Origin of the sequence: Burkholderia cepacia (assembly GCF_001718835.1) — a bacterium.
GTDB lineage: Bacteria > Pseudomonadota > Gammaproteobacteria > Burkholderiales > Burkholderiaceae > Burkholderia > Burkholderia cepacia_F.
Genome location: NZ_CP013443.1, coordinates 572733 through 588331 on the forward strand (window position 1 = coordinate 572733; position 15599 = coordinate 588331).

General features: G+C 66.7%; 13 protein-coding genes. 12 read left to right on the forward strand and 1 reads right to left on the reverse strand.

The window, feature by feature from the left end; all coding sequences use genetic code 11:
• Positions 1-122 precede the first annotated feature (122 nt).
• Positions 123-1283, reverse strand: coding sequence for a porin (locus tag WT26_RS05980; RefSeq protein WP_069272370.1), 1161 nt, complete (start codon positions 1281-1283; stop codon positions 123-125).
• 284 nt (positions 1284-1567) lie between these two features.
• On the opposite strand from WT26_RS05980, the gene coq7 reads away from it, so the two are divergent.
• The 12 genes from coq7 to murC all read left to right on the forward strand — a co-directional run bounded on the left by coq7 (position 1568) and on the right by murC (position 15599).
• On the forward strand, positions 1568-2194 hold the full coding sequence (gene coq7, locus WT26_RS05985; protein ID WP_069272371.1) for a 2-polyprenyl-3-methyl-6-methoxy-1,4-benzoquinone monooxygenase: 627 nt from the start codon (positions 1568-1570) through the stop codon (positions 2192-2194).
• Between the two features lie 388 nt (positions 2195-2582).
• A complete protein-coding gene (gene mraZ / locus WT26_RS05990) occupies positions 2583-3011 on the forward strand; it encodes a division/cell wall cluster transcriptional repressor MraZ (RefSeq protein ID WP_006487094.1) in 429 nt (142 codons plus the stop codon).
• Positions 3012-3034: 23 nt separating this feature from the next.
• Positions 3035-3976, forward strand: a complete 942-nt coding sequence (gene rsmH / locus WT26_RS05995) for a 16S rRNA (cytosine(1402)-N(4))-methyltransferase RsmH (protein ID WP_059529683.1) — start codon at positions 3035-3037, stop codon at positions 3974-3976.
• Positions 3973-4314: a cell division protein FtsL gene (gene ftsL / locus WT26_RS06000; protein ID WP_069272372.1), complete on the forward strand. Its 342-nt coding sequence runs from the start codon at positions 3973-3975 to the stop codon at positions 4312-4314. The genes rsmH and ftsL overlap by 4 nt, the downstream gene beginning before the upstream one ends.
• Positions 4311-6158, forward strand: coding sequence for a peptidoglycan D,D-transpeptidase FtsI family protein (locus tag WT26_RS06005; protein WP_059664227.1), 1848 nt, complete (start codon positions 4311-4313; stop codon positions 6156-6158). Before ftsL ends, WT26_RS06005 begins: the two co-directional genes overlap by 4 nt.
• A complete protein-coding gene (locus WT26_RS06010) occupies positions 6155-7693 on the forward strand; it encodes a UDP-N-acetylmuramoyl-L-alanyl-D-glutamate--2,6-diaminopimelate ligase (RefSeq protein WP_069272373.1) in 1539 nt (512 codons plus the stop codon). Before WT26_RS06005 ends, WT26_RS06010 begins: the two co-directional genes overlap by 4 nt.
• The gene (locus WT26_RS06015; RefSeq protein WP_069272374.1) at positions 7690-9096 is read left to right on the forward strand and encodes a UDP-N-acetylmuramoyl-tripeptide--D-alanyl-D-alanine ligase; all 1407 of its coding nucleotides are present in this window, start codon (positions 7690-7692) and stop codon (positions 9094-9096) included. The genes WT26_RS06010 and WT26_RS06015 overlap by 4 nt, the downstream gene beginning before the upstream one ends.
• Positions 9097-9112: 16 nt before the next feature.
• Positions 9113-10282: a phospho-N-acetylmuramoyl-pentapeptide-transferase gene (gene mraY / locus WT26_RS06020; protein WP_006477019.1), complete on the forward strand. Its 1170-nt coding sequence runs from the start codon at positions 9113-9115 to the stop codon at positions 10280-10282.
• 28 nt (positions 10283-10310) lie between these two features.
• Positions 10311-11825: a UDP-N-acetylmuramoyl-L-alanine--D-glutamate ligase gene (gene murD / locus WT26_RS06025; RefSeq protein WP_069272375.1), complete on the forward strand. Its 1515-nt coding sequence runs from the start codon at positions 10311-10313 to the stop codon at positions 11823-11825.
• Positions 11822-13105, forward strand: coding sequence for a putative lipid II flippase FtsW (gene ftsW, locus WT26_RS06030; RefSeq protein ID WP_069272376.1), 1284 nt, complete (start codon positions 11822-11824; stop codon positions 13103-13105). The genes murD and ftsW overlap by 4 nt, the downstream gene beginning before the upstream one ends.
• On the forward strand, positions 13102-14205 hold the full coding sequence (gene murG, locus WT26_RS06035; RefSeq protein WP_059528584.1) for an undecaprenyldiphospho-muramoylpentapeptide beta-N-acetylglucosaminyltransferase: 1104 nt from the start codon (positions 13102-13104) through the stop codon (positions 14203-14205). The genes ftsW and murG overlap by 4 nt, the downstream gene beginning before the upstream one ends.
• A complete protein-coding gene (gene murC / locus WT26_RS06040; RefSeq protein ID WP_059528587.1) occupies positions 14202-15599 on the forward strand; it encodes a UDP-N-acetylmuramate--L-alanine ligase in 1398 nt (465 codons plus the stop codon). Before murG ends, murC begins: the two co-directional genes overlap by 4 nt.

Genomic DNA, 15599 nt, shown 5'->3' on the forward strand with positions numbered 1-15599 from the left:
GGCTGGGTTTTCTTTTTTTCAGGCTGCCCCCACGCGTTTCCGATCGCCACAGTTCGCTGCAGAAAAAAGAAAAAGGCGCCCGGAGGCGCCTTCAATATGCTGCGGCTTGTCAGGCAAGCTGATTAGAACTTGTGACGGATGCCGACGCGTGCCGCGACCTGGTTCTTGGTGGACGACGGGTCGAGGCCGTTGATCGCCGCGGTTGCATCGACCGGCTGATTCGATTTCGGATCAAGGGTCTTGCCCGATGCGTGCTGGTACACGCCGATCGCGTAGACGTCGGTGCGCTTCGACAGGAAGTAGTCGACGCCCAGCGAGCCTTGGTGGTACTTGGCTGCCGAGTTGCCGTCGATCTTGCTGCCTTGCGTATAGTCGTACGCCGCGCCGAGAATCAGCGCCGGGGTCAGCTGATACTTGAAGTTGATTTCGCCGTTGTTGAACGTCGCGGTCTGGTTCACGAACGGGCCTGCCGAGAAGCCCTTGAACTTCGTGTTCGAGTACGTCGCGCCGATCGTTGCTGCGCCGAACGTGTATGCGCCGCCCGCACCGATGACCTGGTACGTGTTGGCGGTCGCTGCGTACGGACCATAGATCGGCGTCGATGCGATCGTCGTCGATGCGGTCGAACCGTTGTTGAACATGCCGCCGAACTGGTTCGGCGTACGCGCGTTCAAGTAACCGACGCCCAGGACCAGCGGGCCGTTGTTGTAGCCGGCGCCGAGCGACCAGACCTGGTTCTTCGAGAACTGGCCTGCCTGACCGCCGAAGCTGTACAGGCCGCCGAACGAGAAGCCGCCATAGGTCTGGCTCGTGAACTTGACCGCGTTGTTCACGCGATAGGCGTTGTTGAAGTTGTCGAGGTCGCCCGGGTGAGCGGCGATGTAGCCGCCCCACTGGTCGCCTGCCTCGAGCGGGCCGACGAAGTCGACGACGGAGTCGTATTGACGACCCAGCGTGACCGTACCGTACTGGCTCGACAGGCCGACGTAAGCCTGACGGCCGAATTCGAGGCCGCCCTGCTTGAGGCCGCCGGTGTTCACGTCGAAACCGTTTTCGAGGGTGAAGATCGCCTTCAGGCCGCCACCGAGGTCTTCGGTGCCGCGCAGGCCGAAGCGGCTGCCTTGCATCACGCCGCTGGCCATGCTGTACAGGTGCTTGCCGCCTGCGTTGTTGTTGAAGAGCAGGCCTTCATCGATGATGCCGTAAAGCGTCACGCTGCTTTGCGCATGGGCAGCGCCAGCGAACGCGCCCAGCGCGACGAGCGCGAGAAGCGACTTTTTCATTAACGGATCTCCAAAAATCACTGAATTTTTCTGGCGGGGCGGATAGTTATGTTCTGCAGACGATCCCCGCTTCAACTTCGCAAGAAGTCGCACGTAATGTAGCAAAAGGACTTTTTGCAACAAAGCAAGATGCCCTGGTCCGGGGTCGCCATGTTTCCTTTATGCAACAATGGTTAAAATCACGGGTTAACCGCAATTTCCGCTGAATAATCAAGTCGGTTACGCAGCGGACACGCGCTTTCGCCGGGTGCGGAAACGCAAGCACTAGCAGCCAGGAGAACAGGATGGTGTTTGATGAACTGATCAGCGAATTCGATCGCGGCCTGCGGTCGCTGACGGGCATTAGCCGGATGAGCCGGCCGGTGCCCGCGCCGGCCGAGGCGCCCGCCGCCGAACTGACGCCCGCGGAGCGTACGCATGCCGCCGGGCTGATGCGCGTCAACCACGTCGGCGAGGTATGCGCTCAGGCGCTGTACCAGGCGCAGAAACTCACCGCGCGCACGGCATCCGCGAAGGCGATGTTCGAGGAAGCCGCGCGCGAGGAGGAGGATCACCTCGCATGGACCGCGCACCGCCTGAAAGAACTCGACTCGCGCCCGAGCCTGCTGAACCCGCTCTGGTATGCGGGTTCGCTCGCGATCGGCATGGCTGCCGGCGCGCTCGGCGACAAGGTCAGCCTCGGCTTCATGGCCGAGACCGAACGGCAGGTCGAGAGCCATCTCGAAGGTCACCTGTCGACGCTGCCGGCGGCCGATACCGCGTCGCGCGCGATCGTCGACCAGATGCGGATCGACGAGGTGAAGCACGGCAAGGCCGCCGCCGACGCAGGCGGGATCGAACTGCCGCTGCCCGCACGAATGCTGATGCGCGCCGCGTCGAAAGTCATGACGAGCACTGCGTACTATCTGTGACGAAATCCACGGGGGCGGAGCGGTCTGCCGTCCCCCGATCGAGCCTTCCGATACCGCCCGTTTATTCCTCGTTTTCCCGCCCCCGAAAGCCCCGTCCGCACACCCGTCTGGCCCGTCTTTCTCACGTATCACCTTCACAAGTTGCACTAGCTCATTCATTTATAACGGTTTTTAGAATGAGGGGTCGCATGAGCATGTTCGCGTAAGTCCTTGTTCTAACTAACAAAATTCGTCAAAAAAGCGGGCCGCTCCCTTGACCGTGCCACACCCTTCCTCTAAAGTGGGAGACAGTGTGAGAAAGTGTATTTTTGTGTGATTTGGCGGGCTATTCCGGCTAAATTCTCAGCATTGAGCGGGTGCTTCGGTGCCCTGAACGGGAGAGCGGAAAGTGTTCCAAGGGGCGTCGGCGCTGACGCTCGATGCGAAAGGGCGGATGTCGGTGCCGGCTCGCTATCGCGAAGCGCTGCAAGGACAGGCAGAAGGACGGGTGACTGTGACCAAGCACCCGGACGGCTGCCTGTTGCTGTTTCCGCGCCCCGAATGGGAAGTGTTCCGCGCCAAGATCGCCGCGCTGCCGATGGACGCGCACTGGTGGCGGCGCATTTTTCTCGGCAATGCGATGGACGTCGATCTCGACAGCGCCGGCCGGATTCTTGTATCGCCCGAGCTGCGCATGGCAGCCGGACTGGAAAAGGAAGTCATGTTGTTGGGAATGGGTAGTCACTTCGAGCTGTGGGATTCGCAGACCTACAACGCGAAGGAGCAGGCGGCGATGGCGCAGGGCATGCCCGACGCGCTGAAGAATTTCACGTTCTGATTGCGGTGACGGAGACGCCCGCGATGGGAAACGAATTGCGGCATCGGACGGTGCTGTTGGATGAAGCGGTCGAATCGCTCGTGACGCGGCCGGACGGCGTTTATGTCGACGGCACGTTCGGGCGCGGCGGTCATAGCCGCGCGGTGCTCGCGCGGCTGGCGCCGGCCGGGCGGCTGATCGCGTTCGACAAGGATCCGCGAGCGATCGAGACGGCGCAGGGCATCGAGGATGCGCGTTTCTCGATCGTGCATGACAGCTTTGCATCGATGCGCGACGCGCTTGCGGCGCGCGGCGTCGAGAAGGTGTCGGGTGTGTTGCTTGACCTGGGCGTGTCCTCGCCGCAGGTGGACGATCCGGCGCGCGGCTTCAGCTTCCGCGCCGATGGTCCGCTGGACATGCGGATGGATCCGACGCGCGGCGAGTCGGCGGCCGAATGGCTCGCACGGGCTTCGGTGCAGGAATTGACGGAGGTGATACGGGATTATGGGGAAGAACGGTTTGCTTTTCAGATTGCAAAGGCGCTTGTTGCTCGCCGGGCAGAGTCCGACCGTCTTGGGCCTCTCGACACCACGGGCGAGCTTGCCCAAATCGTGGGTCACGTCGTCAAAACCCGTGAGAAGGGCAAGGATCCGGCAACCCGCACCTTTCAGGCTATACGGATTCACGTCAATCAAGAGCTTGCGGACCTGCAAGTCGTACTAGACGCGGCACTGTCGTTGCTGGAGCAAGGGGGGCGGCTGGTGGTCATCAGCTTTCATTCACTCGAGGACCGGATCGTCAAGCGATTCATGCAGGCGCACGCGAGTGCGCCTGCGGTCGATCGTCGCCTGCCGATCCGCGCCGTCGACCTCCCGAGCCCGCCGCTCAGGATCATCAGCCGCCAGTTTCCGAGTGAAGCGGAAGTCGCCGCGAACCCGCGCGCCCGCTCGGCCGTGATGCGCATTGCGGAGCGCGTCACGCCATGAGCCGCTTCAATATCTTCCTGCTGATCATCGTGATGGGCTGCGCGCTGTCGGTCGTCAATTCGACGAACCAGCAGCGCCAGATCTTCATCCAGCTGCAGCGTGCGCAGTCGCAGGAGCGTCAGCTCCAGCAGGACTACGCGCAGCTTCAATATCAGCAGAGCGCGCTGTCGAAGACGTCGCGCATCGAGCAGCTTGCGAACGATTCGCTGAAGATGCAGCCGATCTCGACCGGCCGCACGCAATACCTGACGCTGCCGCCGGGCGCGGCGAAGGCGATCGATGCGCCGATCCCGGCTTCGGCGGACATGGCCGGCAAGGGCAAGGGAGGCGCGCGATGAAGCCGTCCCAGAAGCGCCAGAACGTGAAGTTCTCGTCGAGCCCGGTGCTGGGCGTGCATCTGCCGATGTGGCGCTCGAAGCTCGTCGTGTTCCTGCTGTTCATGGCGTTCGTCGCGCTGGCCGCGCGCGCGTTCTGGATCCAGGGGCCCGGCAACGCGTTCTACCAGAAGCAGGGCGAAAGCCGCTACCAGCGCACGCTCGAGCTGCCGGCGACGCGCGGCAAGATCCTCGACCGTAACGGGCTCGTACTCGCGACGAGCCTGCCCGTGCGCGCGATCTGGGCGATTCCCGACGCGGTGCCGGACGATCTCGACGCCGACAAGGTCAACCAGCTCGGCAAGCTCCTCGGCATGACGTCGAAGGAACTGCGCGTGAAGCTGTCCGAAGACAAGGGTTTCGTCTACGTGAAGCGCCAGGTGCCGATCGACGTCGCGGACAAGGTTGCCGCGCTCGACATTCCCGGTATCTATCAGCGCAACGAATACAAGCGCTTCTATCCGGAAGGCGAGATCACCGCTCACCTGATCGGCTTCACGAACGTCGAGGACGAAGGGCAGGAGGGCGTCGAGCTCGGCGACCAGAAGATGCTGTCCGGCACGTCGGGCGTGCGTCGCGTGATCAAGGACCGGCTGGGGCATATCGTCGAGGACGTCGCCGAGCAGATCCCGCCGCACAACGGCACCGACGTCGACCTGTCGATCGACAGCAAGATCCAGTACATCGCGTACGCGAACCTGAAGGCCGCCGTCGAGAAGTTCAAGGCGAAGGCCGGCGCGGCGATGGTCGTCGACGTGCGCACCGGCGAGGTGCTCGCGCTCGTCAACTACCCGACCTACAACCCGAACGACCGCTCGCGCATGACGGGCGAGCAGTTGCGCAACCGGATCATGACCGACGTGTTCGAGCCGGGCTCGATCATGAAGCCGTTTACGGTGTCGCTCGCGCTCGACCTGCACCGCGTGACGCCGAACACGCTCGTCGAGACGGGCAACGGGCATTTCGTGCTCGACGGCGCACCGATCACCGACGACGCGGGTTTCGGCACGCTGACGGTCGGCGGCGTGATCCAGAAGTCGAGCAACATCGGCGCGACCAAGATCGCGATGACGATGCGGCCCGAGGAAATGTGGAATATGTATACGAGCATCGGCCTCGGCCAGGCACCGAAGGTCGGGTTCCCGGGCGCGGTGGCCGGCCGCCTGCGTCCGTGGAAGAGCTGGCGTCGCATCGAGCAGGCGACGATGTCGTACGGCTACGGCCTGTCGGTGTCGCTGTTCCAGCTCGCGCGCGCGTACACGGCGATCGCGCATGACGGCGAGCTGATGCCCGTGACCATTTTCAAGACCGACCCCAATCAGCCGGTCGCGGGTACGCAGGTGTTCAACCCGACCACCGCGCGCGAAGTGCGCGCGATGCTCGAAACGGTGGTCGCGCCGGGCGGCACGTCGCCCGATGCGGCCGTGCCGGGCTATCGCGTCGGCGGCAAGAGCGGTACCGCGTACAAGCATGAGGGGCACGGCTACACGCGCAAGTACCGCGCGTCGTTCGTCGGGATGGCGCCGATGCCGAATCCGCGCATCGTCGTCGCGGTGTCGGTCGACGAGCCGACCGCCGGCAGCCACTTCGGCGGCCAGGTGTCCGGCCCCGTATTCTCGGCGATCGCCGGCGATACGATGCGTGCGCTGAACGTGCCGCCGAACATGCCGATCAAGCAGCTCGTCGTGTCTGACGATTCGCCGGCAGCCCCTTCCGCAGCGGGGCCGCAAAAGCTCGCCGCGGGTGGCGGTGCGAAGCATATGATCGTGTCCAGCACGACGCGTAATTCACCAGGAGTTGTTCGATGAGCGCCGCTCGCAGTTCCCATCCGGCGCATCAGCAGATCGCAGCCGCGCTTGCGTGGCTGCATCAGCATGTGGCCCCCACGGCGCAACTGCATGCCGACACGCGCAGCCTCAAGGCCGGCGACGTGTTTTTTGCCTATGCGGTCGACGGGGCCGATAACCGCGCTTTCATTGTCGATGCCGTCGCGCGCGGTGCGGCCGCCGTACTGTATCAGCCGGAAGGGCTGGCCGCGGCACCGGCGGTGCCCGTTGCACTGGCCGTGCCGGCGCTCGACCAGCTCGCCGGCGAGATCGCCAGCGGCTGGTACGGCGATCCGAGCGACAGCCTGCTTGCGGTCGGCGTGACCGGCACGAACGGCAAAACTTCGTGCACGCAATGGATCGCCGCCGCGCTGACGGCGCTGCACCAGCCGTGCGCGGTGATCGGCACGCTCGGCACCGGGATGCCCGGCCAGCTCGTGCCGACGGGGTTCACGACGCCCGACGCGCCGCAACTGCAGCGCAGTCTCGCGCAGTTGCGCGACGCGGGCGCGAAGGCCGTGGCGATGGAAGTGTCGTCGCACGCGCTGCACCAGGGGCGCGTGAACGGCACGGGTTTCGACATCGCGGTGTTTACGAACCTCACGCAGGATCACCTCGACTATCACGGCACGTTCGATGCGTACGAGGCCGCGAAGGCGAAGCTGTTCGCGTGGCGCGGCCTGCGCGCGGCAGTCGTCAACCGCGACGACGCGGCCGGCAGCCGTCTGCTCGCGAGCCTGTCCGGCCAAGTGCGCACGATCGCATACGGAATCGGCGATGCGCCGGCGGCGGGCGCGGATCGCGAGCTGAGCGCGCATGACGTGCGCGCCACCGCGACCGGCACGGCGTTCCACCTGCGTTCGTCGTGGGGTGAAGCGGACGTCGAGGTCGGCACGCTCGGCACCTTCAACGTCAGCAACCTGCTCGCGGTGCTCGGCTCGCTGCTCGCGGCCGACCTGCCGTTCGACGCGGCGCTCGCCGAGATCGCGCGGCTCGAGTCCGTCAACGGACGGATGCAGCGGCTCGGCGGCCGGCTGCAGAACGACGAACCGCTCGTCGTGATCGACTACGCACACACGCCCGACGCGCTCGAAAAGACGCTCGACGCGCTGCGCCCGATCGCTACGGCGCGCGGCGGCCGGCTCGTCTGCATGTTCGGCTGCGGCGGCGATCGCGATGCGACGAAGCGCCCGCTGATGGGCGCGATCGCGGAGCGGCTTGCCGATGAAACCGTCGTCACGAGCGACAACCCGCGCAGCGAGGATCCGCAGCGCATCATCGACCAGATCGTCGCGGGCATGACCGCGGCCGACCACGCACGCCGTATCGAGGATCGCGCGAGCGCGATCCTGCAGGCCGTGCGCGGCGCCGCACGCGAGGATGTCGTCGTGCTGGCCGGCAAGGGCCACGAGGCCACGCAGGAAATCATGGGCAAGAAGCGTACGTTCTCCGACCAGGATCACGCGCGGCTCGCGCTGGCAGCGCGCGCAACGCATGGCAAGGGAGGCGCCGAATGACGATGCTCAGTCTCGGCGAAGCCGCTCGCCTGATTCCCGGCGCAACCGTCCACGGCGATGCGGGCGTCACGTTCGACCGCGTGTCGACGGACAGCCGCACCGTCGGCCCCGGCGACCTGTTCGTCGCACTGAAAGGCGAGCGCTTCGACGCGCACGATTTCCTGGGCGATGTCGCTGCGCGCGGTGCGGCGGCGGCGCTCGTCGCGCACGTGCCGGCGGGCGTCACGATGCCGGCGATCGAAGGCGGCGAAACACGTGCCGCGCTCGGCGCGCTGGCACATGGCTGGCGCAAACGATTCGCGCTGCCGCTCGTTGCGGTGACGGGCAGCAACGGCAAGACGACCGTCAAGGAAATGATCGCGTCGATCTTCGCGGCGGCGGTCGGCGCCGACGCGCGGCTCGCGACGGCCGGCAACCTGAACAACGACGTCGGCTTGCCGCTGACGCTGCTGCGCCTGTCGGCCGCACATCGTCTCGCGGTGATCGAGATCGGGATGAACCATCCGGGCGAGACCGAAGTCCTCGCGCGCCTCACGGCGCCGACGGTCGCGCTCGTCAACAACGCGCAGCGCGAGCACCAGGAGTTCATGGCGACGGTCGAAGCCGTCGCGCTCGAACACGCGGCCGTGATTCACGCACTTCCGCCGGACGGCGTTGCGGTATTCCCGGCCGACGACGCGTATGCGGGCATCTGGCGCGTCGCGGCGACCGGCAACCGGATCCTCGATTTCGCGCTGCACGACGCCGAACGGCAGAACGACGCGCAGGTCACGGGCAGCCTTCACGGCGGCGAACTCGCGATCGACACGCCCGCAGGCGCCGTCACGGTGCGGCTGCGCGCGCTCGGCGAGCACAACGCGCGCAACGCGCTGGCCGCCACGGCCGCGGCGCTGGGTGCCGGCGTCGCGCTGTCGGCGATCAAGCAGGGTCTCGAATCGTTCGAGCCGGTCAAGGGCCGGCTGCAGGTGAAGCCGGCGATCGCGGGCAGCCTCGCGGGTGCGACGGTCGTCGACGATACGTACAACGCGAATCCCGATTCGATGCGTGCCGCGATCGACGTGCTCGCCACGCAACCGGCGCCGCGCGTGCTGGTGATCGGCGACATGGGCGAGGTCGGCGACGAAGGGCCGGCTTTTCATCGCGAGGTCGGTGCATACGCGCGCGAGCGCGGGATCGACGCGCTGTTCGCGCTCGGCGACGCATCGCGAGATGCGTGCACGGCGTACGGCGACACGGCACGCCACTTCGACGACGTCGGCGCGCTCGTGGCGGCGCTGCTCGCGGCCGGGTACGGCGCGCAGGCGACGCTGCTCGTGAAGGGCTCGCGGTACATGAAGATGGAGCGCGTGGTCGACGCGCTGACGAACCAACCCGCGGCGGGCACGGCGCCCGCTGCACACTGAGTAGAAGGAAGGAAGCATGCTGCTGGCGCTGGCGCAATGGCTGCAAGGAGACGCAAGCTTTTTGCGCTTGTTCACGTACCTCACGTTCCGCGCGGTGATGGCCACCATCACCGCGCTCGGGATCGGGCTCGTGTGCGGACCGTGGGTGATCCGCAAGCTGACGCAAATGAAGGTCGGTCAGGCCGTGCGCAAGGACGGCCCGCAGACCCACCTCGTCAAGTCCGGCACCCCGACGATGGGCGGCGTGCTGATCCTGATCGGCATCGCGGTCGCGACGCTGCTGTGGGGCGACCTGACGAACCGTTTCATCTGGATCGTGATGCTCGTCACGTTCGGGTTCGGCGTGATCGGCTGGGTCGACGATTACCGCAAGGTCGTCCACAAGGATCCGCGCGGGATGTCGTCGCGCGAAAAGTATTTCTGGCAATCGGTGATCGGGCTGTTCGCGGCCGTCTACCTCGCCTTCAGCGTGTCAGAGGCGAACAACGTGCGCGTGTTCGACCTGTTCATGGCGTGGGTGAGGAGCGGCCTGTCGATGGGGCTGCCGGCACGCGCCGACCTGATGCTGCCGTTCCTGAAGTCGATCAGCTATCCGCTCGGCGTGTGGGGCTTCATCGTGCTGACGTATTTCGTGATCGTCGGTGCGAGCAACGCGGTGAACCTGACCGACGGCCTCGACGGCCTCGTGATCATGCCGGTCGTGCTGGTCGGCGCGTCGCTGGGTGTGTTCGCGTACGTGATGGGCAGCGCGGTCTATTCAAAATACCTGTTGTTCCCGCATATCCCGGGCGCGGGCGAACTGCTGATCTTCTGTTCCGCGATGGGCGGGGCAGGGCTCGCGTTCCTCTGGTACAACACGCACCCCGCGCAGGTGTTCATGGGCGACGTCGGCGCGCTGGCGCTCGGCGGCGCGCTCGGCACGGTCGCGGTGATCGTGCGCCAGGAAATCGTGCTGTTCATCATGGGCGGCATCTTCGTCGCGGAAACGCTGTCGGTGATGCTCCAGGTGTCGTGGTTCAAGTACACGAAAAAGCGCTACGGCGAAGGGCGCCGCCTGCTGAAGATGGCGCCGCTGCATCACCATTTCGAATTGTCCGGCTGGAAGGAAACGCAGGTGGTCGTGCGTTTCTGGATCATCACGCTGATGCTGTGCCTGTTCGGTCTGACCACCCTCAAGCTGCGGTAAAGGAAAGGTAACAAGGATGTCTGGCGAGATGTTTGGAGATCGGCAACGGCCGATGGTGCTCGTACTGGGGCTCGGGGAATCGGGTCTCGCGATCGCGCGATGGTGCGCGAGGCACGGGTGCCGGCTGCGCATTGCCGATACCCGCGAGGCGCCGCCGAACCTTGCCGCGCTGCAGGCCGAAGGCATCGATGCGGAATTCGTCGGCGGGGCGTTTACGCCCGCGCTGCTCGACGGCGGCGTCGAGATCGTCGGGCTGAGCCCCGGCCTGTCACCGCTCGAATCGGCGCTCGCGGCGCTGGTCGCGGCCGCGAACGAGCGCGGCGTCGCGGTGTGGGGCGAGCTGGAATTCTTCGCGCAGGCGCTGCGTGCGCTCGGCACGAGCGGCTACCAGCCGAAGGTGCTCGCGATCACCGGCACCAACGGCAAGACCACGACGACGAGCCTCACGGGCCTGCTGTGCCAGCGCGCGGGCAAGAAGGTCGCGATCGCGGGCAACATCAGCCCGGCGATGCTCGACCGGCTCGCCGGCGCGATCGACGAAACCGCGCTGCCGGACGTGTGGGTGCTCGAACTGTCGAGCTTCCAGCTCGAGACCGCGCGCACGTTCGCGCCCGACGCGGCCGCGATCCTGAACATCACGCAGGACCACCTCGACTGGCACGGCAGCTTCGACGCGTACGCGCAGGCCAAGGGCCGGATCTTCGGCGCGACGACGACGCGCGTGCTGAACCGCGACGATGCGGCCGTGATGAAGTTCGCGCCGGCAGCCGGTGCGGCCGACGCGCCGCGTACGGTCACGTTCGGCCTGAACGAACCGGTGCAGGACGGCGACTACGGGCTGTCGCGCGACAACGGCATCGCGTGGCTGGTGGAAGCCGTCGATCGCGATGCACCGGACGAAGCGGCGACGACGAGCCGCCGGCGCAAGCGCGATGCCGCGCACACGCCCGACATCGCGCAGAAGCGCCTGATGCCGGCCGACGCACTGCGTATCCGCGGGCTGCACAACGCGGCGAACGCGCTGGCCGCGTTCGCGCTCGCACGCGCGATCGACCTGCCGGCCGCGCCGCTGCTGCACGCGCTGCGCGAGTACCGCGGCGAAGCGCATCGCGTCGAAGTGATCGCGACGATCGACGACGTGGACTACGTCGACGACAGCAAGGGCACGAACGTCGGCGCGACGGTTGCCGCGCTCGACGGGCTCGCCCAGAAGATCGTGCTGATCGCGGGCGGGGACGGCAAGGGCCAGGACTTCGCGCCGCTGGTCGCGCCGGTCGCGCGCTGGTGCCGCGCGGTGATGCTGATCGGCCGTGACGCGCCGGCGATCCGCGACACGCTCGCCGAAACGGGCGTACCGCTCGCCGACCACGCGACGCTCGAAGGTGCGGTGCACGCGGCGGCCGACCTCGCCGAGCCGGGCGATGCGGTGCTGCTGTCGCCCGCATGCGCGAGCCTCGACATGTTCAGGAACTACGCCCACCGCGCGGATGTGTTCCGCGCGGCGGTCGACGAAATCGCCATCGACAAAGGAGCGACGCCATGAGCTGGTCCGATCGCCTCGTCTCCCGTTTCAACGATCGGCGCGACACCGGTGGCAATGCCGCGGGCGGCCGCGTCGCGTCGGCCACGCGCGCCGCGACCGGCGGCCTCGCGAGCGTCGTCAACGGCGTGCGCCCGAGCCGTTCGCGGATGCTCGACTTCGACTACTCGCTGCTGTGGGTCGCGATCGCGCTGCTCGGGCTGGGCGTCGTGATGGTGTACTCGGCCTCGATCGCGATGCCCGATTCGCCGAAATACGCGTCGTATCACGATTACGCGTTCCTGGTGCGCCACTGCGTGTCGCTCGTCGTCGCGTTCATCGCGGCGGTGATCGCGTTCCGGGTGCCGGTGTCGACGTGGGACAAATACGCGCCGCATCTTTTCCTAATCGCGCTGGTCGGCCTCGTGATCGTGCTGATCCCGCACGTCGGCAAGGGCGTGAACGGGGCGCGCCGCTGGATTCCGCTCGGCATCACGAACATGCAGCCGTCGGAAATCATGAAGCTCGCGGTGACGATCTATGCGGCGAACTACACGGTGCGCAAGCAGGAATACATGCAGAGCTTCGCGAAGGGCTTCCTGCCGATGGCGTTCGCGGTCGGCCTGGTCGGTGCGCTGCTGCTGCTCGAGCCGGACATGGGTGCGTTCATGGTCGTCGCGGCGATCGCGATGGGCGTGCTGTTCCTCGGCGGCGTGAACGGCAAGCTGTTCGGCGGCCTCGTCGCGACGGCGGTCGGCACCTTCACGATGCTCGTGTGGCTGTCGCCGTGGCGTCGCGAGCGGATCTTCGCGTACCTCGATCCGTGGGACGAGCGTTACGCGCAGGGCAAGGCATACCAGCTCACGCACTCGCTGATCGCGTTCGGACGCGGCGAGTGGTTCGGTGTCGGCCTCGGCGGCAGCGTCGAGAAGCTGAACTACCTGCCGGAAGCGCATACCGACTTCATCCTCGCGGTGATCGGCGAGGAACTCGGGTTCGTCGGCGTGCTGGTCGTGATCCTGCTGTTCTACTGGATCGTGCGCCGCGCGTTCGAGATCGGCCGCCAGGCACTCGCGCTCGACCGCACGTTCGCGGGCTTGATGGCGAAGGGCATCGGCATCTGGTTCGGCGCACAGACCTTCATCAACATGGGCGTGAACCTCGGGCTGCTGCCGACCAAGGGCCTGACGCTGCCGCTCGTGAGCTACGGCGGCTCCGGCATTCTGCTGAACTGCGTCGCGCTCGCGGTGCTGCTGCGGGTCGACTATGAAAACCGGGTGCTGATGCGCGGAGGGAAGGTATGACCGCGTCGCAACGCACGCTGATGGTGATGGCAGGCGGCACCGGGGGCCACGTGTTCCCGGGGCTCGCGGTCGCGCACCGGATGGAGGCGGCGGGCTGGCGCGTCGTGTGGCTCGGCAATCCGGCCGGGATGGAAGCGACGCTCGTGCCGAAGCACGGCATTCCGATGGAATACGTGCGGTTCGGCGGGCTGCGCGGCAAGGGCCTGAAGACCAAGCTGACGCTGCCGTTCAACCTGCTGCGCGCATGCGGGCAGAGCCTCGCCGCGCTGCGCCGCGTGCGCCCCGACGTCGTGCTCGGGATGGGCGGCTACATCACGTTCCCGGCGGGCGTGATGACGGCGCTGTCGGGGCGTCCGCTCGTGCTGCATGAACAGAATTCGATCGCGGGCCTGACGAACAAGGTGCTCGCGAAATTCGCGAAACGCGTGCTCGTCGCGTTCCCCGGCGCGCTGCCGCACGCGGAATGGACGGGTAACCCGATTCGCGCGGAACTTGCCGGCACGGAAGCGCCCAAAGCACGCTACGCATCGCGCAGCGGCCCGCTGAACGTGCTGGTCGTCGGCGGCAGTCTCGGTGCGGCGGCGCTGAACGAAGTCGTGCCGCGCGCGCTGGCGATGCTGACGCCGGGTGAACGCCCGCGCATCGTGCATCAGGCCGGCGCGAAGCACATCGACGCGCTGAAGGCGAATTACGAAGCGGCCGGTTTCGCGGCCGGCGAAGACGTGCGGCTCGTGCCGTTCATCGACGACATGGCGGCCGCGTATGCGGCGGCGGATCTGGTGATCTGCCGGTCGGGTGCGATGACGGTGTCGGAGATCGCGGCGGTGGGCGTGGCGGCGCTGTTCGTGCCGTTCCCGTACGCGGTCGACGATCACCAGACGAGCAACGCCGCGTTCCTCGCCGATGCGGGCGCGGCCGTGCTGGTGCAACAACGCGACCTGTCGGCGGAACTGCTCGCCGACTGGCTGCGCGGCCAGTCGCGGGCATCGCTCGCGGACATGGCGGAACGTTCGCGCTCGCTGGCGAAGCCCGAGGCCACCGACGAAGTCGCGCGCGTGTGCGCGAAGGCGGCCGGCGCGAACCTGGAAAAATTGCAATGAAACACATCGTCAAACACATTCATTTCGTCGGGATCGGCGGCGCGGGCATGAGCGGCATCGCCGAAGTGCTCGTCAATCTCGGCTACGAGGTCAGCGGTTCGGATCTCTCGCGCAACGTGGTGACCGATCGTCTCCAGGCGCTCGGCGCACGGATCGCGATCGGCCACGACGCGGCGAACATCGAGGGCGCGAACGCGGTCGTCGTATCGACGGCCGTGCGCTCGGACAACCCGGAAGTGCTGGCCGCGCGCGCGAAGCGCGTGCCGATCGTGCAGCGTGCGGTGATGCTGGCGGAATTGATGCGCCTGAAGCAGGGGATCGCGATCGCCGGCACGCACGGCAAGACCACCACGACGAGCCTCGTCGCGAGCGTGCTCGCGGCTGGCGGGCTCGACCCGACCTTCGTGATCGGCGGGCGGCTGATCAGCGCCGGGGCGAACGCGCGGCTCGGCACGGGCGATTTCATCGTCGCCGAGGCCGACGAGTCGGACGCGTCGTTCCTGAACCTGTATCCGGTGATCGAAGTCATCACGAACATCGATGCCGACCACATGGACACCTACGGCCACGATTTCGCGCGGCTCAAGCAGGCGTTCATCGAATTCACGCAGCGCCTGCCGTTCTACGGCAGCGCGGTCGTGTGCGTCGACGATCCGAACGTGCGGCAGATCATCCCGTTCATCTCGAAGCCGGTCGTGCGCTACGGGCTGTCGCCGGACGCACAGGTGCGCGCGGAAGACATCGACGCGCGCGATGGCCGCATGCACTTCACGGTGATCCGCGAAGGTCGCGCGCCGCTTGCGGTCGTACTGAACATGCCGGGCCTGCACAACGTGCAGAACGCGCTCGCGGCGATCGCGATCGCGACCGACCTCGGCGTGACGGATGACGCGATCCAGCAGGCGCTGGCCGAATTCAACGGCGTCGGCCGGCGCTTCCAGCGCTACGGCGAGGTGCCGACCGCGGACGGCGGCCAGTACACGCTGATCGACGACTACGGGCATCACCCGGTCGAGATGGCCGCGACGATCGCGGCCGCGCGCGGCGCGTTCCCGGGGCGTCGCCTCGTGCTGGCGTTCCAGCCGCACCGCTACACGCGCACGCGCGATTGCTTCGACGATTTCGTCAACGTGCTGTCGACGGTCGATGCGCTGGTGCTGACGGAAGTCTATGCGGCCGGCGAGGCCGCGATCTCGACCGCCAACGGCGAAGCGCTGTCGCGCGCGCTGCGCGCGGCAGGAAAGGTTGACCCGGTGTTCGTCGCGACGGTCGACGACGTGCCGGACGCATTGGCGAAGGTCGCGCAGAACGGCGACGTGGTGATCACGATGGGCGCGGGTTCGATCGGCGGCGTGCCGGCGAAGGTCGCGCCGCACACTCAACAGAAGGCATGA

Bases quoted from the DNA above. Each gene is read 5' to 3' on its own strand.
- WT26_RS05980 (WP_069272370.1), bottom strand. From the start codon at position 1,283: ATGAAAAAGTCGCTTCTCGCGCTCGTCGCGCTGGGCGCGTTCGCTGGC.
- coq7 (WP_069272371.1), top strand. From the start codon at position 1,568: ATGGTGTTTGATGAACTGATCAGCGAATTCGATCGCGGCCTGCGGTCG.
- rsmH (WP_059529683.1), top strand. From the start codon at position 3,035: ATGGGAAACGAATTGCGGCATCGGACGGTGCTGTTGGATGAAGCGGTC.
- ftsL (WP_069272372.1), top strand. From the start codon at position 3,973: ATGAGCCGCTTCAATATCTTCCTGCTGATCATCGTGATGGGCTGCGCG.
- WT26_RS06005 (WP_059664227.1), top strand. From the start codon at position 4,311: ATGAAGCCGTCCCAGAAGCGCCAGAACGTGAAGTTCTCGTCGAGCCCG.
- WT26_RS06010 (WP_069272373.1), top strand. From the start codon at position 6,155: ATGAGCGCCGCTCGCAGTTCCCATCCGGCGCATCAGCAGATCGCAGCC.
- WT26_RS06015 (WP_069272374.1), top strand. From the start codon at position 7,690: ATGACGATGCTCAGTCTCGGCGAAGCCGCTCGCCTGATTCCCGGCGCA.
- mraY (WP_006477019.1), top strand. From the start codon at position 9,113: ATGCTGCTGGCGCTGGCGCAATGGCTGCAAGGAGACGCAAGCTTTTTG.
- murD (WP_069272375.1), top strand. From the start codon at position 10,311: ATGTTTGGAGATCGGCAACGGCCGATGGTGCTCGTACTGGGGCTCGGG.
- ftsW (WP_069272376.1), top strand. From the start codon at position 11,822: ATGAGCTGGTCCGATCGCCTCGTCTCCCGTTTCAACGATCGGCGCGAC.
- murG (WP_059528584.1), top strand. From the start codon at position 13,102: ATGACCGCGTCGCAACGCACGCTGATGGTGATGGCAGGCGGCACCGGG.
- murC (WP_059528587.1), top strand. From the start codon at position 14,202: ATGAAACACATCGTCAAACACATTCATTTCGTCGGGATCGGCGGCGCG.